This window comes from Nocardia sp. XZ_19_231 (assembly GCF_015355705.1).
Lineage (GTDB): Bacteria > Actinomycetota > Actinomycetes > Mycobacteriales > Mycobacteriaceae > Nocardia > Nocardia salmonicida.
This window is the reverse complement of sequence record NZ_JACUZI010000003.1, coordinates 348,835-369,043: the sequence shown is the minus strand read 5'-3', so window position 1 is coordinate 369,043 and position 20,209 is coordinate 348,835. Positions and strand designations below refer to the sequence as shown.

Genomic DNA, 20,209 nt, shown 5'->3' with positions numbered 1-20,209 from the left:
ACGCACCGGCCTCTCCGCGGTCACCAACGAGGCATTGTGACCGTTCGACCAGCCTAGCTATCGTCGAGCATGTCGCGCGCGGCGAGAAGCTCTCAGTCGAGGATCTCGCGCTGCTGCAGACCCGCGGGAACCGCGCCGGCGTGGAAGAAGTCGCGGAAGATCTCCACCGCGTGGTCGGCGGTGAACACCTCTTCCGGGTAGACGTAGGTGTCCTCGTCGCCGTGCGGGAGATACACCGTCGGCAGACCGAGTCGACCCCCGGGTAGCCCGAGGGTGAAGCGCCGGGTGACGTGATCGATGGTCGTGCGCAGTTGCAGCGTCATCGCGTCCGCCGAACCGGCGCAGCCGAGCGCGAGATCGCCGCGCGCCGAACTCACCGTCGTGGTGACCTCGGTGGCGGGCACCGGTTCGGGTAGCACGGTCAGATCGAGCGCGTAGCGCTGATGACCGTCCATCCGCCGCAACGGGCGCAGAAAGCTGTCCACGTCCTCGTGCGGGCCGATGAAGACCTTCAGGCGGTCGCTGTAGGTCACGCGATGGGTGGTGACGATGACGTCGCCGGTGGTCGGCTCCGCGTCGAAGGGCGGAACGGGCCGTGGATGGCCTGCCGCGTGCACGGGCAGAACCCGGCACGCGCTGGCCTCTGGAGACGAGAACATGTGATGCTCACCTACTCACACTCGGTTACTCGCTAGCAATCTAACCATCGCGGGCGACTTGTGATCCATAACAGTACAGTGATGCAGATCACTGAGCACGGCGAGTTTAGAGCAGTCTACGGATGAACCCGGGTCGTAGCCAACTTTGGGTCTGTTTCATGGCGGTAAACCGGGGTGAGCAAATCCGCATCAACGGGTTCGCCGGTGGCGCGGTCGTACCGGACCGCGATGAGGACCGAGAACAAATGACTGCTCGCACGCTCGTGCAGCGTCGCCAAGCGGGTCGCCAGCAATCGGATCGCACCCAGTGAGCCGGGCGGATGCAGGCCGTCGATCAGCATGATGCTGCCGCGCCGGTCGGGCCGGGGGAGCCGAGCCAGGTAGGCGATGTCGTGCGGTTCGGTGCCGCCGGGCCGGTAGACCCGGCGTGCGGCCCTGTCTTCGATGCCGCGCCGGGTATCGCCCGCTCTGGTGACGGTCCGGCGCAGGCGCGGATCGGCCACCACCAGCTGGCGCAGGCTGGGTGAGAGTTCGGGGCCGCCGAGAATCACCAGCCCGTCGCGATTGAGGTCGATGGGCCGGCCGGGCATGAACGTCTCGACGTTCGCCGCGAAGCCGAGTTGTCGCAGCAGTTCGGCCAGGCGCTGCGCGGCCTGTGGGTCGGGCGCGCCGAGAAGTCGGCCGGAGCGGACCTCGGGGGCGAGCACGGTCAGGGTGCCGTGGCCGAAGAACAGTCCTTCGGGAACGGGACCCTGGGTGCTCACCTGGTGAATGCGCGCACGCGACAGTCCGGCGGCGGCGCCGATCCGGGCGAACGTCCAGCCGTCGGCATGGAGTTCTCGGATCACGGCTCGCCGGATCCTGGTTAGTTCGTTGATGGTCTGCTGGGCAGCCGCCACCCCGTCGGTGGCAGCTTTGAGTCGCTCGACCTTGTCCTCGATCGCGAAAACTCGTGCCACGTCATCGGCCGACATGTGCGAAGTCTAGACAGCTCGACAGCGTTGTGTGTCTATAACGATTGACATCGAACTGTCTTGCGACACAACACTCTCGGGCGCGGATTTTCGGCAAATCACACAGAAGCGAGGTCGCCGCTGCAGAGTTCGTTCAGCGCGATCTCGTAGCAAATGCCGACCGTGCGGTGTTTTCGACGATCTACGTGGCGTCGTAGTCGACCGGGGGGCGCTCGTTGCGATCCAGCGACTTCGGCAGCGGGGGCGCCGACGGAGTGGTGGGCATACCGCTGCTGGTGCCGAACAGTTGCTTCTTGTCGGGCACCGCGCTCTCCAGATCGCGCAGCACCGAATCGTCACCGCCCAGCAGGTGCTTGGTGACCACGGCCCTCGGGCTCATGCCACGCAGCTCGTTCAGGTCGGCGAGCGGCTTGCGCAGATCGTCGAACTCCGGTCCGAGCTCCTGTTTCAGCTGAGTGGTGGCGCCGCTGGCGTAGTCGCGCGCCTGGCGCAGCGCGCCGGTGGTCCAGCGGACGGCGCCGGGCAGTCGCTCCGGGCCGAGGATCACAAGGGCGGCGACGAGCAGGATCATCATCTCGCTCCACCCGATGTTACTGAACACGAATCCAGGTTACCCGGCGCGCGCGTCCGCAGGTCAGTCGGATTCGAGGGTGACCGGCACGTCCACCTGCCTGCCATCGCGGATCAACTGCACGTTCACCGTTTCGCCGATCTTGCGGGACTGCACGGCCACAACCAGCTCGTCGGGCCCGGTGACCTCGCGGTCGCCGATCTTCACGACCACGTCGCCCTCGACGATGCCAGCCTTGTCGGCGGGGCTGCCCGGCGTCACATCGGCGACAGCGGCACCGCTCATCACCTCGTTGGCGACGGTCTTGGTGCGCGCGCTCAGGCCGATCACCGGGTGGTGCATCTGGCCGTCGCGGATCAGGGTCTGGGTGACAGCGGTCATCACGTCCACCGGGATGGCGAAGCCGAGGCCCACCGAACCACCGGTCTCACTGCGGATGGCGGTGTTGATACCGATGACGCGGCCCTGCATGTCGACCAGCGCGCCACCGGAGTTACCCGGGTTGATCGCGGCGTCGGTCTGTACGGCGTCGATCACCGCGTTGGTGTCGCTGCCCTCGCCCGCGAGCTTCACGGGGCGGTGCAGGGCGCTGACGATGCCGGACGTGACGGTCTTGCTCAGGCCCAGTGGCGAACCGACCGCCAGCACGTCGTCGCCGACCTGCACATCGGCGGACTTGCCGAGATTGGCCACCGTCAGGTTCTTCGCCTCGACCTTGAGCACCGCGAGGTCGGTCTTGGGATCGCGCCCGACGATCTGCGCGGGGACCCGGGTGCCGTCGGAGAACTGCACCTGGATGGCGGCTCGATTGGACTTGTCGGTCGCGGCCATCGAGATCACGTGGTTGTTGGTGACGACGTAACCGCCGCCGTCGATCACCACGCCGGAACCGGTCGCGCCGTTGTCGCCGACAGTGGCCCGGATCGAGACCACCGAGGGCAGTACGGCATTGGCGACCGCGGCGATCTGGCTGTGCGGGGTCTCGACACCCGCACTCTGATCCAGGGTCACCTTGCGTGAGGTGAGCGTGGACGCGGTCTCGGCGGTGACCCGCCCGACCAGCCCACCCACGACGGCGATGCCGAGGGCGAGCACGGCCAGTATCGCCAGTGCCTTCGGTGCCACCCGCGAACCGAACAGCACCTCGCGAGCGCTCAGCTTGTCCGCGACGGGCAACCGGGCAGGCGGGGGAGTCTCGACGGCGGGCGAACCGAGCCGGGCCGCCGCGTCGGGATCGCGCCACGGGTCGACCGGACCCGCGACGACCGTCTTCGGCTCGTCGGCGCCGGGCTCGCGCTGCAACAGCTCCGAGGAGCCTTCGGGCCGGGCGAACGCCTCGGCGAGCACGCCGTCCGGGGGGCGCTGAACGATGCCTTCGTCGGCGCCCTTTCCGGCCACGCGCTGCGGGTCGTGCGGTGCGAACGAACCGGCTTGGCCGTTCGGGCGGCGGAACGCGCGCGCGGTGTGGCTGTCGATGTGCGGCCGGTAGACCGGGCGCGGCCCGAGGCTCGGTGCGTCCGAAGGGCGCAGCGTGCCCCGATTGTCCCCCGAATCCGAGTGGTCGGCCGATCCGGAATTCGTCGATTCGCCTGTCACGTCGCAGACTCTACTTGCGCCGCCACGTTGTCCACCGGGTCGCGGTGAAGGAATCTGTGATGAATCCGAGAAATGCCTCGTTACGGCGCTGCGGTTCGGGTGCGTTGCCGGGGAGGTCGGCCAGCGGAATGCGCGAGAGGCTGTCGTGCAGGCTGCGCGGAATCGCCACCTCGGCGGCCCGGCGCAGCGCGATGCGCGCCTGCTGCTGGGCATCTACCTCGGCCGCGCATTCGGGGCAGACCGAAAGATGCTGGGCGGCACGCAGATAGGCGTTCATCCGCAGTTCGCCGTCGACAAAAGCCGCGACAGCCTCACTGGCCAGGTGCTCGGTGGGCTGAAAGCGCGGTGGGCGACCTGAGGCACTGGGTTCCACGCTCATCCGGGATTCTTCCTTCCGACCGACATCAACCGAGAGGCCCCGGTGACGTCGAACTCCCGTCACAACGATGGGGCTTCAGCGGAGTACCGCTGCTCACTTCCATTATGCGCAAGGTACTCGCGCAATGCCTGACGCCCGCGATGGATCCGGCTTCGCACGGTGCCGAGCTTCACACCGAGCGTGGCGCCGATCTCCTCGTAGGACAAACCCTCGATGTCACACAGCACGACCGCGGCGCGGAACTCCGGCGCCAGCGAGTCGAGTGCTTTCTGCAGGTCGGGGTCGAGGCGGGAGTCGTGGTAGGCGTCCTCCGGGGTCGGGCCTTCGGCGGGGACCCGGTCGTAGTCCTCCGGCAGCGCTTCCATGCGGATGCGGTTGCGACGACGGACCATGTCGAGGAACAGGTTGGTGGTGATGCGGTGCAGCCAGCCCTCGAAAGTGCCGGGCTGGTAGTTCTGCAGCGAGCGGAACACCCGGATGAAGGTGTCCTGGGTGAGGTCATCGGCGTCCTGGGCGTCGCCGGAGAGGCGGTAGGCCAAGCGATAGACCCGGTCGGCGTGCTCGCGGACCAGTTCGTCCCAGGAAGGCATGGCGGCACGATCGCCGGTCGCGTCGAAAGCGGCGGTGCCGGTGAGTTCGGCCTCGAATTCGTCGGCTTCGGCCGCGATGAGATCGGCGGGCAGAGTTTGGTCGGTGGCGTCTTGACGTGCCGTGTCTACCATCGTGATGGGACACCTCCTACTCGGGACCGCTGGCACGAAACCTGGCTGGTCCGGGTCAGCGAACCTTGCTTATCGACAATCAACCAGCAACTGTGTGCGGTTGTTCCCGAGTCTCGTACCCGCCGCGATCGGCTGGCCTTGCGTAGGGCAACTATTTCCTGCCCTGATATGGGTCAGGTGTGGAGATCCTGAGTGTGACCTGAGAATTCTGGTCGAACTCGACCTTAGTCCCGTCGCCAACGGAGAACCAGCAGTTCGGGGGCTGTTGTGATCGATCCGCAAACTTTCGGCAATTGTTCGGGATCTGTGCGACACAGTGTCGGATCCGTCCCTTTGCTGAATACACATACCCCTTCGGTGGCCTAGCCTCATAGCTGTGGCATCGAACGTGGAGCGGAACCTGGCCTATGTGGAGGAGTCCGTCGTCGAGGACGAGGTTCTTCTCGAAGCGCGCGAGCGGGCCACCGAATTGGGTGCCGCGCCGGTGCCCGCGGCGGTGGGTGCGCTGCTGAGCATGTACGCGCAGATGCTCGGCGCGCGCTCGGTCGTCGAGGTGGGCACCGGGGCAGGCGTCAGCGGGCTGTGGCTGCTCGACGGGATGCGTGAGGACGGGACGCTGACGACGATCGACTCCGAACCCGAGCATCAGCGCGCGGCCAAGGAGGCGTTCCGGACCGCCGAGATCACGCCGTCGCGCACGCGACTGATCAACGGGCGGGCGCTGGACGTGCTACCCCGCCTGGCCGACGGCTCCTACGACCTGGTCTTCATCGACGCGGCACCGATGGAACACCCCAATTACGTCGAACAGGGTGTGCGGTTGCTGCGCGAGGGCGGCGCGTTCATCCTCAACAACGCGCTGCTCGGTGGGCGCGTTCCTGATCCGGACCAGCGTGACCCGGCCACGCAGGCAGTCCGGGCGGCGACTCGTGCGATCGCGGAAAACCCCGAGCTCACCAGCGTTCTGATCCCGATCGGTGACGGGTTGCTCTGCGCGTCGAGGTGCTGATCGCGGCCGAGAACCGGCGGCGCAGGCCGCCGAGACTCAGCCGACCCAGATGCCTTTACCGACGGTGACCACACCGCCGTTGCTGACGGCGAAACGCTCCCGGTCGCGATCGAGATCGAGGCCGATGATCTCGCCCTCGCCGACCACCACGTTCTTGTCCAGGATCGCGTGGCGCACCACCGCGCCACGCCCGATCCGCACACCGGGCATCAATACACTGCCCTCCACCGTGGCGCCGTCCTCGATCACCACGTTCGAGCTCAGCACCGAATTGCGGACGGTGGCCGCCGACAGGATCGAGCCCGCCCCGACGATCGACTCCTGGGCGAGCCCGCCCTGGGCGAATTTCGCGGGCGGCAGGTTCTCGGCGGCGCCGCGGATCGGCCAGTGCTTGTTGTAGAGGTTGAACACGGGGTGCACCGAGACCAGGTCCATGTGCGCCTCGTAGAAGGCGTCGATGGTGCCCACGTCGCGCCAGTAACCGCGATCGCGTTGCGTGGCGCCGGGGACGTCGTTGTCGGCGAAGTCGTAGACGGCGGCCTGGCCGGCGGCGACCAGCGTCGGGATGATGTCACCGCCCATATCGTGGTCGGAATCGGAGTTCTCGGCGTCGGCGCGGATGGCGTCGACCAGTACGCGGGTGGTGAACACGTAGTTGCCCATCGAGGCGAACGTCACGTTCGGGTCGTCGGGGGTGCCCGGCGGATGCGCGGGCTTCTCCAGGAACTGGGTGATCTTGCCGGACTCGTCGGTGTCGATGCAGCCGAACGCGCTCGCCTCGGCCCTCGGCACCCGGATCCCGGCGACGGTGACGCCCGCGCCCGACGCGATATGGCTGGCCACCATCTGTTCCGGGTCCATCCGGTACACGTGGTCGGCGCCGAACACCACGATGTAGTCGGGGTCCTCGTCGTAGATCAGGTTGAGCGACTGCATGATCGCGTCGGCGCTGCCGGTGTACCAGCGCGGCCCGAGACGCTGCTGTGCGGGCACCGGGGTGATGTATTCACCGGTGAATCCGGACAGTCGCCAGGTCTGTGAGATATGGCGATCGAGCGAATGCGACTTGTACTGGGTGAGCACGCACAGACGCAGGTATCCCGCGTTCACGAGGTTGCTCAACACGAAGTCGATCAGCCGGTACGCGCCGCCGAATGGAACCGCGGGCTTGGCGCGGTCGGCAGTGAGCGGAAACAGTCGTTTGCCCTCGCCACCGGCGAGCACGATCCCGAGTACGTGCGGCTGGCTCCTCACCCTGCTCAAAGTACAGGGCCAGCGGGGTTACGGTGGCCCATGTCGACCCGAGGGTCTAATTTGGACCCAGTGAGTGATGGCACCGACAGCGAGCAGACTTCAGCGCAACCGCTGCGTGTCGCCATGCTGACCCGGGAGTATCCCCCCGAGGTGTATGGCGGTGCGGGCGTTCATGTCACCGAACTCACTGTCCGATTGCGTGATCTCTGTGATGTCACCGTGCACTGCATGGGCGCGCCGCGCGGCGGTGCCGTGGTGCACCGTCCCGACCCCGAGCTGTACGCCGCCAATGCCGCGCTGCAGATGATGTCGGCGCAGTTGCGCATGGCCGACGCGGCGGGCGGCGTGGACGTGGTGCATTCGCACACCTGGTACGCGGGGTTGGCCGGTCACCTCGCCGGCATGCTGCACGGGATTCCGCATGTGCTCACGGCGCATTCGCTGGAACCGCGCAGGCCGTGGAAGGCCGAACAGCTCGGTGGTGGATATCGCCTGTCGTCGTGGTCGGAACGCAATGCGATGGAGCATGCCGATGCGGTGATCGCGGTGAGCGAAGGCATGCGTCACGACGTGCTCGACGCCTACCCCGCGATCGACCCTGATCGAGTTCATGTGGTGCACAACGGCATCGACGCGAGCGTGTGGCATCCCGGCCCGCCCGGCGGTGCCGACATTCCGGTGCTGGAGCGGCTCGGGGTGCGCGCCGACCTGCCGATCGTGTCGTTCGTCGGACGGATCACCCGGCAGAAGGGTGTCGGGCATCTGCTCGCCGCGGCCGCCTCGTTCGACCCTGATATCCAGTTGGTTCTCTGCGCGGGCGCGGCCGATACCAAGGAGCTCGAGGTAGAGGTCGCCGCCGCCGTCGACGGATTGCAGCGTCGGCGCGGCAACGTCTTCTGGGTGAAGGAGATGCTGCCCGCCGAGCAGGTCCGCCAGATCCTGTCCGCCTCCTCGGTATTCGTGTGCCCGTCGGTCTACGAACCACTCGGCATCGTGAACCTGGAGGCGATGGCGTGCGCGACCGCCGTCGTCGCTTCCGATGTGGGCGGGATTCCGGAGGTGGTCGTCGACGGGGGCACCGGCCGATTGGTGCACTACGACCCGGAGGCGACAGGGGAGTACGAGCAGGGGCTCGCTGCCGCGGTGAACGAGGTCGCGGGGGATCGGGCTCTTGCTGTGCGCTACGGCCAGGCCGGGCGGGTGCGGGCGATCGCGGAGTTCGACTGGGCGCGGATCGCTGAGCGCACGCTCGAGGTGTACCGGAGTGTGTTGCGCTAGGGCCCGGTTGGGCCGCAGGGCGCTCGGTGGCGGAGTGTGCGTGCCGCGGACGCCCTCGGCGCGACGAGTGCGGTCAGCTGCGAGGTAGATAGGTCGACACGGTTACCGAGGCTGTCACTTCGGTGATGTCGGGTAGGGCGGCGATGCGTGGATCGTCGGCGGGGGTGCCGTGGAAGGCCGACGGGCCCATCGCGACGACGTTCGTGACGTCGGGGCGTGACAGCTTCATCGGGAACTCGACGAGGGTGTGCTCGGCGCGAGTGAAGGTGCCAGACAGTGAGTCGGCCAGGCGGCGATCCTTGTCAGGGTCGACGCTGACCATGCCGAGGGGGCCGATCAGCTCGCCCAGATGACGAGCGGTGGGCGTGACGACGACGAAGCGTCCGCCCGGAGTGAGCACGCGGTCGACTTCGGCTGGGTTGCGCGGGGCGAACACCGAGAGCACGCCGGAGATGGTGTCGTCGCGCACCGGCAAGCCGCGCCAGGCGTCGGCCAGCACGGAGCCCATGTGGGGGTGCGCGCGGGCGGCTCGGCGGGCGGCGGGCTTGGCCACGTCCAAGGCGATGCCGAGAGTGCCGGGGTGCGCGTCGAGCACCTCGGCGAGGTAGTAGCCGGTACCCGCGCCGATTTCGAGCACCGCGCCTCCGGTGTCGAGGGCACGAGCGATCGCCGCGGCGATCGGGGCGAAATGGCCCGCACCCTGAAAGGCGGCGCGGGCGTCGAGCATGTCGGCGGTATCGCCGGTCATTTTCGTCGATGCGCCGGTCAGCAGCCCGACATAGCCCTGACGGGCGATGTCGAAGCTGTGGCCGGTAGCGCATCGCAGCGCACGATCGTGCGGTTGCAGTGCATCGCCGCACTCCGGGCAGGCCAGAAGTGCGGCGACCTCGGTCAGCGCATTCAGCTGGTGACGCTCTTCAATTCGTCACCGAGCGCCGCAGCCTCGTCCGGTGTGAGTTCGACGACCAGACGCCCGCCACCCTCGAGTGGAACCCGCATGACGATTCCACGACCTTCCTTGGTTGCTTCGAGGGGACCGTCCCCGGTACGGGGCTTCATGGCCGCCATCCTCTGCTCCCTCCAGATCTGCGCGGTGGTTCTGCGCACTGTTTTCTCGTCTGCCGGTTGTCGCCAACCAGCGGGCTCGCCGGGTGTTCGGCGGGCCACACCGGTCCTATTCTTCCCTATTGCCGTCGCGGGCGGACACCTGAGTACGAAATGTGACTGCTGAGTCGGTTCCGTTCGGTACCGCGCCCACCCAGCAAACGTCCAGGTGATCGTCCACCATGCCGGTTGCCTGCATGAGGGCATACGCCGTCGTAGGGCCGACGAAAGCGAACCCGCGACGCTTCAATTCCTTTGCCAGAGCAATGGATTCAGATGTGGTCGCGGGCACATTCGCGATCGAGGTCGGCCGTGGGCGTGGCGCGGGTGCGAACGACCACACCAGCTCGTCGAGACTCATCGGCAGGTCGCGAGCAACCCGGGCGTTGTTGATCACCGCGTCGATCTTGGCGCGGTTGCGCACGATGCCCGCGTCGGCGAGCAGCCGCGCGCGGTCGTGATCATCGAACTCGGCGACCTTCGCGATCTCGAAACCGGCGAACGCGGTGCGGAACGCGGGTCGTTTACGCAGGACGGTGATCCAGGCCAGCCCCGACTGGAAGGCCTCGAGGCAGAGTCGTTCGAACATCGCGTCGTCGCCGTGCAGGGGTTGACCCCACTCGGTGTCGTGATAGTCGCGGTACAGCTGCGAGCCGGTCGACCAGTCGCAGCGAACGAGGCCGTCGTCGGCGAGCTCGCTCACCCGCGATCCTGGCCCGCCGCCACCTGCGCCTGCCATTGCCGAGCCTGCGCCAACTCGACCTCGAGTTCGTCGATCCGTTCGGCCAGCCTGCCCAGCGCCCAATCGACCTCACCGGCCTTGTACCCGCGCACCACCTGCTGGAACCGCAACGCCCGCACATCGGCCCCCGTGACCCCATCAGCGGGCAACACCGTAGCCGTGGTCCCGTCGGGCAACGGCCCGAGCTCCTCGGACCGCCCGAACACCGCACTGGCGACAAGGAACAACATCGCCGCAACCAACCCGACGATGAGCACGTATAGAAGCAGCGTCAGCATGGAAACAGCCTAGAAGAAGCCTCCGACAGGTCCGAATCAGCGACGTTGTTCGGTGAGAACATGGGTAACTCACCGGGTACGAGCTAGCCCGACTGACACCGAACCGCCGGGCGCCGGCGCAAACTTCTCCGCGCTCGAGTCCGGCTTGAATACGCGGAGAGGCGGAACAGCTCAGAGATGGCGGGTGGTGTCGATTCCGAGGGACATGCCTGCCAATCCGCGCTTGCGGACGGCGAGTTTGTCGGCGATGCCGAGCAGGGCGACGGCGGCGGGGTTCTCCGGGTCGGAGAGCACGATCGGGTTGCCGTCGTCGCCGCCTTCGCGCAGGGCCTGCTCGATCGGGATCTGGCCGAGCAACGGCACATTCGAGCCGACGGCGCGGGTGAGGCGGTCGGCCACGACCTGGCCACCGCCGGAGCCGTAGAGCTCCATGCGCGAACCATCCGGCAGGTCGAGCCAGGACATGTTCTCCACGACCCCGGCGATGCGCTGGCGGGTCTGCAGGGCGATCGCACCCGCACGCTCGGCCACCTCGGCGGCGGCGATCTGCGGGGTGGTGACGACCAGGATCTCGGCGCTCGGGATGAGCTGGGCGAGGGAGATCGCGACGTCGCCGGTGCCGGGCGGCAGGTCGAGCAGCAGCACGTCCAGATCGCCCCAGAACACGTCGGCGAGGAACTGCTGCAGCGCGCGGTGCAGCATCGGGCCGCGCCACACCACGGGAGTATTGCCCTGGGTGAACTGCGCGATCGAGATCATCTTCACGTCGTGCGCGACGGGCGGCATGATCATCCGCTCGACCTGGGTCGGGCGGGCGTCGGTGCCGAGCATGCGCGGGATGGAGTGGCCGTAGATATCGGCATCGAGCACACCGACCGACAGCCCACGCTGCGCCAGTGCCACGGCGAGGTTGGCGGTGACGCTGGACTTGCCGACGCCACCCTTGCCGGAGGCCACCGCGTACACGCGGGTCAGCGAACCGGGCTGGGCGAACGGGATGACCGGCTCGGCCGAATCGCCACGCAGCGACTTGCGCAGCTCGGTGCGCTGCTCATCGCTCATCACGTCGAGGTCGACCGTGACCGCGCCTGCCCCGTTGACGTCGGCGACGGACTTGGTGACCCGCTGAATGATCTCGGTCCGCAACGGGCACCCGGAGGTGGTCAGATAGATCTCGATGTGCACATCACCGCTGTCGGCGATGGCGATGGACTTGACCATGCCCAACTCGGTGATCGGTTTGCGGATCTCCGGGTCGTCGACCTTCGCGAGCGCCGCCCGCACATCCGTTTCCGTAATCACTGACATACGCCCGATGTTATCCCCCCAGCGGTAGCGCGCCTTCCGGGGATTCCAAGACGGTCCCGATGCTTCAGGGGGTATCGGCCCGGTTTCGCTCGACCGCCGCCACGAAATCCGGGTGCGCGGAAACGATCAACTGGTCGGCCGTCGCGTTCATCCACACATCCGCGAAGTACCCGGATCGACTCCAGGCCAGCACCGCCGACAGCAACGCGATCGGCATGCACCCCGGGATCACCGCCAATGCCAACGGGAGATAGAACTGCCTGAGCTCGAGCTGCGTGGCCGTGACGAGGGCCGTGATCGTCAGTAGCACCGCGAACAGCGACAGCATCGCGATCCACCGGAACCGCCGGACCTCGGACAGGCAGTATTCGCAGGCCGGACACTGGAACCTGACGCGCGCCTCGGCAGCGCGCCATCGGCTGGGCGGCATCGAGCTCAGCAAGACCCGCGCCGTCGGCATCTCCGAATTCGGCCCGCTGGAATTCACGACGAAGGCGCGGCTGTCCACGGCGGGCAGGCCGTGCTCGCTGCACAGCTCCGGCATCGGCTCGGCGAGTACCAGCTCCATCGGCGTCGCCGAGAGGATCGGTACCCAATCCGGATTGACCTCGGTGTCGAACACGACCTGCCGGCGGCTCATCCCCGCCCTCGGAAGTCCGTCATCGACGCCATCCCGCTGCTGTCGTCCGCGGAAATACTCGTCGTCCTCGTCCGGTGTGACAATCCCTAGTGGATCCTGGGGAGGTCCTGGGGCTTGGGGGCCAGGCCGCTGGAGTAGGAACCCGACCAGGCCATCACGTTGGCGACGTAGGCCATCGAGTTGTTGTAGCGCAGGATCGCCTTGGACTGCTGGGAGAGGTCGCGCATGTTCAGGCCGCCGTCGCACAGGTAGCGGCCCGCGGTGAGGGCGGCGTCGAAGAGGTTCTGGGGATCGGCGATGCCGTCGGCGTTGCCGTCGGCGGCGTAGCGGTGCCAGGTTTCGGGCAGGAACTGCATCGGGCCGATGGCGCGGTCGTAACCGCCGAGGCCGTCGAGCTCGCCGCCGTCGCTGTCGTGGATGACATTGTTGCCGGAGAGACTGCCGTCGAGGACGGGTCCGTAGACCGCCTTGATCGGATTGCCCTGTGCGTCGGCCTTGCCGTAGGCATGGGTGGATTCGACGCGGCCGATGCCTGCCAGCAGCGACCAGGACATCCCGCAGTGCGGATCCTCCACGGCCAGTTGCTGTTCGGCGGTCTGATAGGCGGCGACGGCGATGCCCGGAATACCGAGCGGACCCGAGGGCATATCCGAGGAGGCGCGATCGCCCGACAACGCAACGGTTTTCACGACCGGCGTGGCCGAGGCCGACTGGCGAGCTTCCGCATGCGTGATCTCGGCGATGTCGGCCTCCGATGACGCGACCAGATCTGCCCTCGTCTCCGGCTCGGCGCCGGGAAGCAGGTCGTGCTCGACAGCTGCGTTGGTTGCCGTGGTCGCCTCGGAGGTGGCCGCGGTAACGGCCACCAGTCCAGCGGGGACCAAACCGGTCAGTGCGATGAGCGAGCTACGTCGAACTGTCGTAGCAGGCTGTTTCCGATGACGACCCACTGTGTGGTGCCCTCCTCAACCGTGTTGGATGAGAAGAGATTACCGCACCCGAGACCTTTTTGTTACTCCTCTGTGATCTCTTTTTCGGTTTGATTTCTACGGAGCCGGTGCGGGGGCGGGCGGCAGCGGGATGACGATGCCGAACGGCAGCGTGATGCCTGGTTGCTGGGTCGGCGCCACCGGCGCGGGCTCGGCGGGTGCCGGTTCCTCGGCGGGCGCGACGCCTGGTTCCGGTGTCTTCTCCGGCGTGGCGGGGGCGGGCTTCTCGGTGGGCTCGGCGGCGGCCGGGGTGCACGCGGCGGGCTCGACGACCGGCTGCTCCGGCACGGCCGGGTCCTTCGGCGCCGCAGCACCGAAGGTCTGCTCGGCGGGCTTGTCGGCGGGCTTCTGTTCGGGTTCGAGCGGGTTCGGCATCTGCGCGGGCAGCGGCTCGCTCACACAGGTTTCGGGCGGCGTGACCGGCGGCGGGCAGAAGATGCCACACGGGATCGGCGGCAGGCCGGGCAGCGTGATCATCACCTGGGTCGGTGTGGTGGCCTTCGGCGTGGTCGGCTTCGGCGTGGTCGTGGGGGTGGGTGTGTTGGTCGAGGCGGCCAGCACATTGGGGGCCACCAGCGGGGCACTGCCCGGTGGGATGATCTCCGGCGAGATGGCCACCTGGCTCGGCGCGCCGCCCGTCCGATACGCCGCCGACCAACTCAGCACATTGGCCGCGTAGGACATGGAGTTGTTGTAGCGCAGCACCGCTCGCAGTTCCTGGGCGGCCTCGCGCAGGTTCATGCCGCCCGAGCAGAGGTATTTGCCCGCGGCCAGCGCGGCGTCGAAGACGTTGTGCGGGTCCGCGGCGCCGTCGCCGTTGCCGTCGGCGGCGTAGTGCACCCAGGTGCTCGGCAGGAACTGCATGGGACCGAGGGCGCGCACGAAACCGCCGTCGGCTTCCTTGATGATCTCGTTGCCCGGCAGCGTGCCGTCGAGCGCGGGCCCGAAGATCGGCGTCGTCGTCGTACCGGCGGGGTCGGTGCGGCCACTGCTGGCGTGCCCGGATTCGATCCGGCCGATGCCGGCGAGGAGGTTCCAGGTGAGCCCGCACCCCGGCTGCGCGGTTTCCATGGCCAACTCGGCATTTCGGTAGGCGGCGAGCACGATCTCCGGGATGCCGAGTGCGCCGCTGCCGGTGGGCAGCGAGATGCTCTGCAGCGGGACGGTTCCCGCGAAGGGTGCGGCGCTGTTGGCGCTCGGCGAGAGGGCACGCAGCCTGCGCGGCGCCTCCTGCGCGATCGGCAACAGGCCGACGATCTCGGACGGATCGGTTTCGGGCGTGTCGTCGGCGGTGCTCGCGCTGGCGGCCAACAGGGCCTCCGGCGCGGTCGGTGCGGTACTCGGGTCGCTGGTATGGACGCCCGATCCAGAGGCGACAAGACCTGCGACTACAAGGGCCGACATCGTCATCGGAGCAGAGATTCGCACGGCCACACCCTTTTCGTCGAAAAGCAGCGGCGCCGCAGAGTCCCCCTCCGGCCCGCCCGGAACAACGTGATCCAGGTTACCTACCGGTCAGGAAGTTGTTGAGCATTTCCGGTCATACGTCTGGAGCGCCTGGCGAAATCGGGGCGGAAGAGGGCGTTTGACCGGAGGTTTTCTTGCGGACCGCTTTCCGCTTTTTGTCCGTCTTCGGCGCGCCGTCGGGCGTGGTGACCGCATCGATGCGGTCGAGGACGTCTTTGATCTCCTCGAGTTCGCGGCGCAGATAGTCGCGGGTGGCGACCTCGCCGACCGCGAGGCGCAGCGAGGCGAGCTCACGGGCGAGGAACTCGGTATCGGCCTTGGTCTGCGCGGCCCTGGTCCGGTCCTCATCGAGGGAGACCTTGTCCCTGTTGTCCTGGCGGTTCTGCGCCAGCAGGATCAGCGGTGCCGCGTAGGCGGCCTGGGTGGAAAAGGCCAGATTGAGCAGGATGAACGGGTACGGATCCCAGCGCAGCGCCACCGCGAACACATTGAGCAGGATCCACACGATGACGATCACCGTCTGGATCGCCAGATAGCGCCCGGTGCCGAGGAACCGCGCCACCCGCTCGCTGGAGCGGGCGAAGGCGTCGGAGTCCCAGTCGAAATTGAACCGCGACCCGACCGGGGTCTCCAGTCGTTGCCTGGCCGGATTCTTCTCACTCACGCCGTGCTCCTGTTCGCCGGACTCGTCTCGACCTGGCCGAGCGCCGGTGGTTCCTCTTCCCGCCAATCCTCTGGCAGCAGATGATCGAGGACATCGTCGACGGTCACCGCACCGAGCAGATGGTTCTCCGCGTCGACCACGGGCCCGCACACCAGGTTGTAGGTGGCGAAGTAGCGGGTGACCGCCGAGAGCGGCAGATCGGGTGTCAGCGGCGCCAGATCGCTGTCGAGGATGCCGCCCACCAGATGCGCGGGCGGTTCCCGCAGCAACCGCTGAATGTGCACGCAGCCCAGGTAGCGGCCGGTCGGCGTAGCCGTCGGCGGTCGCACGACGAAGGCCATCGAGGCCAGCGCCGGTGTGAGATCGGGGTCGCGGACGCGGGCCAGCGCTTCGGCGACGGTCGTCGCGGGCCCGAGCACGATCGGTTTCGGCGTCATCAGACCGCCCGCGGTGTCGGGGGAGTGCGCGAGCAATCGGCGCACCGGCTCGGATTCCTCGGGGTCCATCAGGGCCAGCAGTGATTCGGCTTCGCTCTCGGGCAGCTCGCCGAGCAGGTCGGCGGCGTCGTCGGGGTCCATCGCCTCGAGCACGTCGGCGGCACGGCGCACCTCCAGATGGCTGAGCAAGTCGACCTGGTCGTCGTCGGGCAGTTCCTGGACCACATCGGCGAGGCGTTCGTCGTCGAGGGCGATCGCCACCTCGATGCGACGCTTCTCCGGCAGCTCTCGCAGCCGATGCGCGACATCGGCCGCGCGCAGTCCCTCGAACTGGGTGAGCAGGGTGGTCACGTCCTGGCCGGGCCGGTCGACCTCGGCGGGGGTGAGCCCGTCGACCTGTGACCACTCCACGACGTGCACCGCGCGCCTGCGCCCGATCCGCCGATGTCCGCGCACCGCGACCCGGCTGACGATCCAATCCCTGGTCCTGGTCTGTTCGATACCCAGATCGGCGACCAGCACATCGACGTCGGCCAGATCCGGCAGATCCGGGTCGTTCACCCGTACCTGCGAATCGACGATCTGCGCCATGGCGAGGAGTTCGCCTGCTCGCGGTGCGAATCGGCGCAGGCTCACGCTCCCGGTATTGAGCGTGACCATGCCGGGTTCGATCGCGGTCACTCGCAGTATCGGCACGAAAATTCTTCGCCGGGTGAGCAATTCGACGACGAGCCCGTGTACATGCGGCGGCTGGCGCCCGTTCCGGACGGCGACGACCACGTCGCGGACCCGGCCGATAGACTCCCCGTCCGGACCCAGCACCGTCAGGCCGGCGAGCCGGGCGACGTACACCCTGGTGGTTGCCATGACCATCAGGCTATCGGTCGGGGACGGCCGCTCGAACCAGGAGGCGCTCCTCATGAAGCCACGTCGGTCGGTACTCGCTGTGCCGGGAAGCAACCCGAAGATGATCGCCAAGGCGAAGACTCTGCCGGTGGACGAGGTGTTCCTCGATCTGGAGGACGCGGTCGCCCCCGGCGCCAAGGCCGCCGCGCGGGCCAACATCGTCGCCGCGCTCAACGAACCCGGCTGGGGTTCGCAGTTGCGGGTGGTGCGGGTCAACGACTGGTCGACCGAGTGGACCTTCGCCGATGTGATCAGCGTGGTCGAGGGCGCGGGCAGTTGGATCGACGCGATCCTGCTCCCCAAGGTCACCGACGCGGGTCAGGTGCAGGCCCTCGACCTGCTGCTGACCCAGTTGGAGAAGGCCAGCGGCCTCGAGGTCGGGCGGATCGGCATCGAACCGCAGATCGAGAACGCGCTCGGGCTGCGCAATATCGATGCGATCGCCACCGCGAGCCCGCGCGTGCAGACATTGGTGTTCGGGCCTGCCGATTTCATGGCCAGCATCAATATGCGCACGCTGGTGGTCGGCGAGCAGCCGGAGGGCTACGACGTCGGCGACGCCTATCACCACATCCTGATGACGATCCTGCTCGCCGCCCGAGCCCACGGCCTACAGGCTATCGACGGCCCCTACCTGCAGGTTCGCGATGTCGACGGTTTCCGCCGAGCCGCCGGGCGTACGGCCGCACTGGGTTTCGACGGCAAGTGGGTGCTGCATCCCGGCCAGGTGGACGCGGCCAACGAGATCTTCAGCCCACGTCAGGCCGACTACGACCGCGCCGAGTTGATCTTGGAGACCTACGCCTTCCACACCTCCGAGGCGGGCGGCGCGCGTGGCGCTGTCATGTTGGGAGATGAGATGATCGACGAAGCCAGCGCCAAAATGGCACAGGTTATCGCCGACAAGGGCCGCGCTGCGGGAATGACAAGGACTGACGTCTGATCCCACAGGTCATCGCCGACAAGGGCCGCGCTGCGGGAATGACGCGTTTCACTGCGGCACAGCCGGTCCAGGAATAGCAGAATAGGACTATGACGAATCCCTTGGGCAACTCGAATCGCGGGCGGCAGGCGTTGCCGACGCCGCCGTCGGGCTGGCCGGTCGGCTCCTATCCGACCTACGCCGAGGCGCAGCGCGCGGTCGACTATCTGGCCGACGGGCAGTTCCCGGTGCAGGACGTGACCATCGTCGGTGTCGATCTGATGCAGGTGGAGCGGGTGCTCTACCGGCTCACGTGGGGCAAGGTCATCGGCGGCGGTGTGGTGTCGGGCGCGTGGCTCGGCCTGTTCCTCGGGCTGCTGCTGAGCCTGTTCACCACCACCGGCGGTGCGCTCGGCCCGCTCGTGGTGGGTCTGCTCGGCGGCATCGTCTTCGGCGTCATCACCACCTCGATCCCGTACGCGGCCACCAAGGGCCAGCGCGATTTCGCCTCGACCATGCAGTTGGTCGCGGGGCGTTACGACGTGCTGTGTGATCCGAAGTCCGCCGAACAAGCCCGCGACATGCTGGCCCGATTGGCCCTGTAGCGCAATGGATGTAGAGAACACGGTCCGCGCCGCGGTGCTGGATCACTTCGAGGTCGAACGCGCACACGTCGATTCGGCGTCGGTCACCTTCCTCGGGCTCGAACCCGTCGAGATCCTGCGTATTCCGGGCGACGGCGCGGTGCATTACGCGACGGTGGGCGGTTCGCGTCATCCGATGGGTGATCCGACCGATCTGCTGGCCGACCCGGTGCGCGGACCGCGCGCCGAACTGATCCTGACCCTGTTGATGAGCGCGGACCCACAGGTCGGGGTGGCCAAATCCCTCGGTGTGCTGGTCGCCTCGCCGTCGGTGGAAGGCGTTGTGCTGCAAGCGGACGCGCTACTCGATCTCGGAGAGCCGCTGTGGCGCAACGCGAAGTTCACCGCGGTCGTGCTCGGCGAGAGCGACATTCCCCCGGTCGGGCTGCCCGACCCCGCCGATCCGGTGCGCTACCTCAGCGTCACCCCCGTGACCGCGACCGAGGCCGCCTGGGTGCGGGTACGCGGCGCCCAGGCACTGCGTGACGCCTGGACGGAGGCGGGCATCGACGTGCGCGATCCCGAGCGCGGCGCGGTGAATCTCTAGAGCCACCCGTTTCGGCGGAAGCTGCGGAACAACCACGCGCAGATCACGACCATGAGCACCAAGGTCGAGGGATACCCCCACCATTGGTGCAGGATCCACATGTGGTCGAAGTTCATGCCGTACACGCCCGCGATCAGCGTCGGCACGGCCGCCATCGCGGCATAGGCCGAGATCTTGCGCATGTCGGTGTTCTGCTGAACGCTGATCTTGGCCAGCGCGGCATTGACCAAGCCGCTGAGCGCTTCGTCGAAATAGCTGATGTGATCGGAGACGGTGACCTGATGGTCGGCGACATCGCGCAGATAGCGGCGGATCTCCGTGGGCACCGGTAGGTCGGTGTTGTTCACCAGCCGCTCCAGCGGAACCGCCAGCGGCGCCACCGCCCTTCGCAGCTCCACCACTTCGCGTTTGAGCTGGTAGATCGACCCGATTCCGATCTTCGAGGCGGGCGTGAACACCGCCTCTTCCATCTCGTCGATATCGATGCCGACGGATTCGGTGACATCGACGTAGGTGTCCACGATGTGGTCGGCGACGGCGTGCAGCACCGCGGTCGGTCCGTATTTCAGCTGTTCGGGCTGCTTTTCCAGCTCGTGGCGCACGTTCGACAGGTGGGTGTGTTCGCCGTGACGCACCGTGATGGCGAAGCGTGGTCCGGTGAAGACCATGATGTCGCCGGTCTCCACGATCTCGCTGGTCGAGTCGATCTCGTGGTCGACGTAGCTGACCGTGGTCATCACCAGGAACAGCGTGCCGGCGTAGCGCTCGAGCTTGGGGCGTTGACGGCCCTGCACCGCGTCTTCCACCGCCAGCGGATGCAGGTCGAAGATCGAGGCGATGTCGTTCATCTGCCGGTCGTCCGGGTCGTGCAGGCCGATCCAGACGAATCCCGATTCGGTCTTCTCCGCCGCCGTTAGTGCCTGCTGTGGGCTGAAATGTCCCGGCTGCCGCTCGCCGTCGACGTAGACGCCGCAGTCGACGATGGCTCGCGCCGTCGGGACGGGGACCTGTGGTCGCGGCGCCTTCGTGGCGCGATTCGGCCCGTGGAACGACGGCATCGGCGGAAATGAGGGCACCGAGCCGATCCTACGGTCACCGACCGTGCGGACCCTTCGAACG

At 67.5% G+C, this 20,209-nt stretch carries 23 protein-coding genes; 5 read left to right on the top strand and 18 right to left on the bottom strand.

The genetic code is table 11. The features are described 5' to 3' along the window. Nucleotides 1-92 precede the first annotated feature (92 nt). The 6 genes from IBJ82_RS14950 to sigE all read right to left on the bottom strand — a co-directional run bounded on the left by IBJ82_RS14950 (nt 93) and on the right by sigE (nt 4,901). Nucleotides 93-659: a hypothetical protein gene (locus IBJ82_RS14950; protein ID WP_194826519.1), complete on the bottom strand. Its 567-nt coding sequence runs from the start codon at nt 657-659 to the stop codon at nt 93-95. Nucleotides 660-775: 116 nt separating this feature from the next. After that, the gene (locus tag IBJ82_RS14945; RefSeq protein WP_194826518.1) at nt 776-1,633 is read right to left on the bottom strand and encodes a hypothetical protein; all 858 of its coding nucleotides are present in this window, start codon (nt 1,631-1,633) and stop codon (nt 776-778) included. A 181-nt stretch (nt 1,634-1,814) separates the two neighbouring features. Continuing rightward, the gene (tatB, locus tag IBJ82_RS14940; RefSeq protein ID WP_194826517.1) at nt 1,815-2,234 is read right to left on the bottom strand and encodes a Sec-independent protein translocase protein TatB; all 420 of its coding nucleotides are present in this window, start codon (nt 2,232-2,234) and stop codon (nt 1,815-1,817) included. Nucleotides 2,235-2,267: 33 nt separating this feature from the next. Beyond that, nucleotides 2,268-3,800 (bottom strand): trypsin-like peptidase domain-containing protein, encoded by a 1,533-nt coding sequence (locus tag IBJ82_RS14935; RefSeq protein ID WP_194826516.1) that lies wholly within the window; start codon nt 3,798-3,800, stop codon nt 2,268-2,270. Nucleotides 3,801-3,810: 10 nt separating this feature from the next. After that, nucleotides 3,811-4,179, bottom strand: coding sequence for a hypothetical protein (locus IBJ82_RS14930; RefSeq protein WP_194826515.1), 369 nt, complete (start codon nt 4,177-4,179; stop codon nt 3,811-3,813). A 59-nt stretch (nt 4,180-4,238) separates the two neighbouring features. Then, nucleotides 4,239-4,901, bottom strand: a complete 663-nt coding sequence (gene sigE, locus IBJ82_RS14925; RefSeq protein ID WP_228537140.1) for an RNA polymerase sigma factor SigE — start codon at nt 4,899-4,901, stop codon at nt 4,239-4,241. 376 nt (nt 4,902-5,277) lie between these two features. Between sigE and IBJ82_RS14920 the strand changes: the two genes are divergently transcribed. Further along, entirely contained in the window at nt 5,278-5,910 is a 633-nt protein-coding gene (locus IBJ82_RS14920) for an O-methyltransferase (RefSeq protein ID WP_056813381.1), read from the top strand. Nucleotides 5,911-5,946: 36 nt separating this feature from the next. On the opposite strand, the gene glgC is transcribed toward IBJ82_RS14920, so the two are convergent. Then, nucleotides 5,947-7,164 carry a glucose-1-phosphate adenylyltransferase gene (gene glgC / locus IBJ82_RS14915; RefSeq protein WP_056813378.1) on the bottom strand — a complete coding sequence of 406 codons (1,218 nt, stop codon included), beginning with the start codon at nt 7,162-7,164 and terminating at the stop codon, nt 5,947-5,949. A 111-nt stretch (nt 7,165-7,275) separates the two neighbouring features. Here glgC and glgA point away from each other — a divergent pair, with 111 nt between their 5' ends. Beyond that, nucleotides 7,276-8,442 carry a glycogen synthase gene (glgA, locus tag IBJ82_RS14910; RefSeq protein ID WP_194827159.1) on the top strand — a complete coding sequence of 389 codons (1,167 nt, stop codon included), beginning with the start codon at nt 7,276-7,278 and terminating at the stop codon, nt 8,440-8,442. A gap of 73 nt (nt 8,443-8,515) precedes the next feature. Here the strand turns inward: glgA and IBJ82_RS14905 are convergent, their stop codons facing one another. The 10 genes from IBJ82_RS14905 to IBJ82_RS14860 form a co-directional block, all read right to left on the bottom strand. Next, nucleotides 8,516-9,346 (bottom strand): putative RNA methyltransferase, encoded by an 831-nt coding sequence (locus IBJ82_RS14905; RefSeq protein WP_370585364.1) that lies wholly within the window; start codon nt 9,344-9,346, stop codon nt 8,516-8,518. After that, complete coding sequence (locus tag IBJ82_RS14900) at nt 9,343-9,510, bottom strand: DUF3117 domain-containing protein (protein ID WP_011211259.1); 168 nt, start codon at nt 9,508-9,510, stop codon at nt 9,343-9,345. The genes IBJ82_RS14905 and IBJ82_RS14900 overlap by 4 nt, the downstream gene beginning before the upstream one ends. A 106-nt stretch (nt 9,511-9,616) precedes the next feature. Continuing rightward, nucleotides 9,617-10,285 (bottom strand): DNA-3-methyladenine glycosylase I, encoded by a 669-nt coding sequence (locus IBJ82_RS14895; RefSeq protein ID WP_194826514.1) that lies wholly within the window; start codon nt 10,283-10,285, stop codon nt 9,617-9,619. Then, nucleotides 10,246-10,566: a DivIVA domain-containing protein gene (locus tag IBJ82_RS14890; RefSeq protein ID WP_194826513.1), complete on the bottom strand. Its 321-nt coding sequence runs from the start codon at nt 10,564-10,566 to the stop codon at nt 10,246-10,248. The genes IBJ82_RS14895 and IBJ82_RS14890 overlap by 40 nt, the downstream gene beginning before the upstream one ends. Before the next feature lie 171 nt (nt 10,567-10,737). Next, nucleotides 10,738-11,874 carry an Mrp/NBP35 family ATP-binding protein gene (locus tag IBJ82_RS14885; RefSeq protein WP_194826512.1) on the bottom strand — a complete coding sequence of 379 codons (1,137 nt, stop codon included), beginning with the start codon at nt 11,872-11,874 and terminating at the stop codon, nt 10,738-10,740. A 64-nt stretch (nt 11,875-11,938) separates the two neighbouring features. Continuing rightward, a complete protein-coding gene (locus IBJ82_RS14880) occupies nt 11,939-12,514 on the bottom strand; it encodes a hypothetical protein (RefSeq protein ID WP_194826511.1) in 576 nt (191 codons plus the stop codon). Nucleotides 12,515-12,600: 86 nt separating this feature from the next. After that, nucleotides 12,601-13,464 carry a lytic murein transglycosylase gene (locus IBJ82_RS14875; protein WP_194826510.1) on the bottom strand — a complete coding sequence of 288 codons (864 nt, stop codon included), beginning with the start codon at nt 13,462-13,464 and terminating at the stop codon, nt 12,601-12,603. A gap of 96 nt (nt 13,465-13,560) precedes the next feature. After that, the gene (locus IBJ82_RS14870) at nt 13,561-14,931 is read right to left on the bottom strand and encodes a lytic murein transglycosylase (RefSeq protein ID WP_370585313.1); all 1,371 of its coding nucleotides are present in this window, start codon (nt 14,929-14,931) and stop codon (nt 13,561-13,563) included. Between the two features lie 112 nt (nt 14,932-15,043). Then, nucleotides 15,044-15,634, bottom strand: coding sequence for a DUF1003 domain-containing protein (locus IBJ82_RS14865; protein WP_194826509.1), 591 nt, complete (start codon nt 15,632-15,634; stop codon nt 15,044-15,046). Beyond that, nucleotides 15,631-16,938 carry a magnesium transporter MgtE N-terminal domain-containing protein gene (locus IBJ82_RS14860; RefSeq protein ID WP_194826508.1) on the bottom strand — a complete coding sequence of 436 codons (1,308 nt, stop codon included), beginning with the start codon at nt 16,936-16,938 and terminating at the stop codon, nt 15,631-15,633. Before IBJ82_RS14860 ends, IBJ82_RS14865 begins: the two co-directional genes overlap by 4 nt. Nucleotides 16,939-16,990: 52 nt before the next feature. On the opposite strand from IBJ82_RS14860, the gene IBJ82_RS14855 reads away from it, so the two are divergent. From IBJ82_RS14855 to IBJ82_RS14845, 3 genes are all read left to right on the top strand, one after another. Then, entirely contained in the window at nt 16,991-17,920 is a 930-nt protein-coding gene (locus tag IBJ82_RS14855; protein ID WP_194826507.1) for a CoA ester lyase, read from the top strand. Between the two features lie 89 nt (nt 17,921-18,009). Continuing rightward, a complete protein-coding gene (locus tag IBJ82_RS14850) occupies nt 18,010-18,504 on the top strand; it encodes a general stress protein (protein ID WP_056813349.1) in 495 nt (164 codons plus the stop codon). A 4-nt stretch (nt 18,505-18,508) separates the two neighbouring features. Next, complete coding sequence (locus IBJ82_RS14845; protein ID WP_194826506.1) at nt 18,509-19,090, top strand: suppressor of fused domain protein; 582 nt, start codon at nt 18,509-18,511, stop codon at nt 19,088-19,090. Here the strand turns inward: IBJ82_RS14845 and IBJ82_RS14840 are convergent. After that, nucleotides 19,087-20,175, bottom strand: a complete 1,089-nt coding sequence (locus IBJ82_RS14840; RefSeq protein WP_370585363.1) for a magnesium and cobalt transport protein CorA — start codon at nt 20,173-20,175, stop codon at nt 19,087-19,089. The two genes, IBJ82_RS14845 and IBJ82_RS14840, sit on opposite strands and share 4 nt — an antisense overlap. Nucleotides 20,176-20,209: the final 34 nt, after the last annotated feature.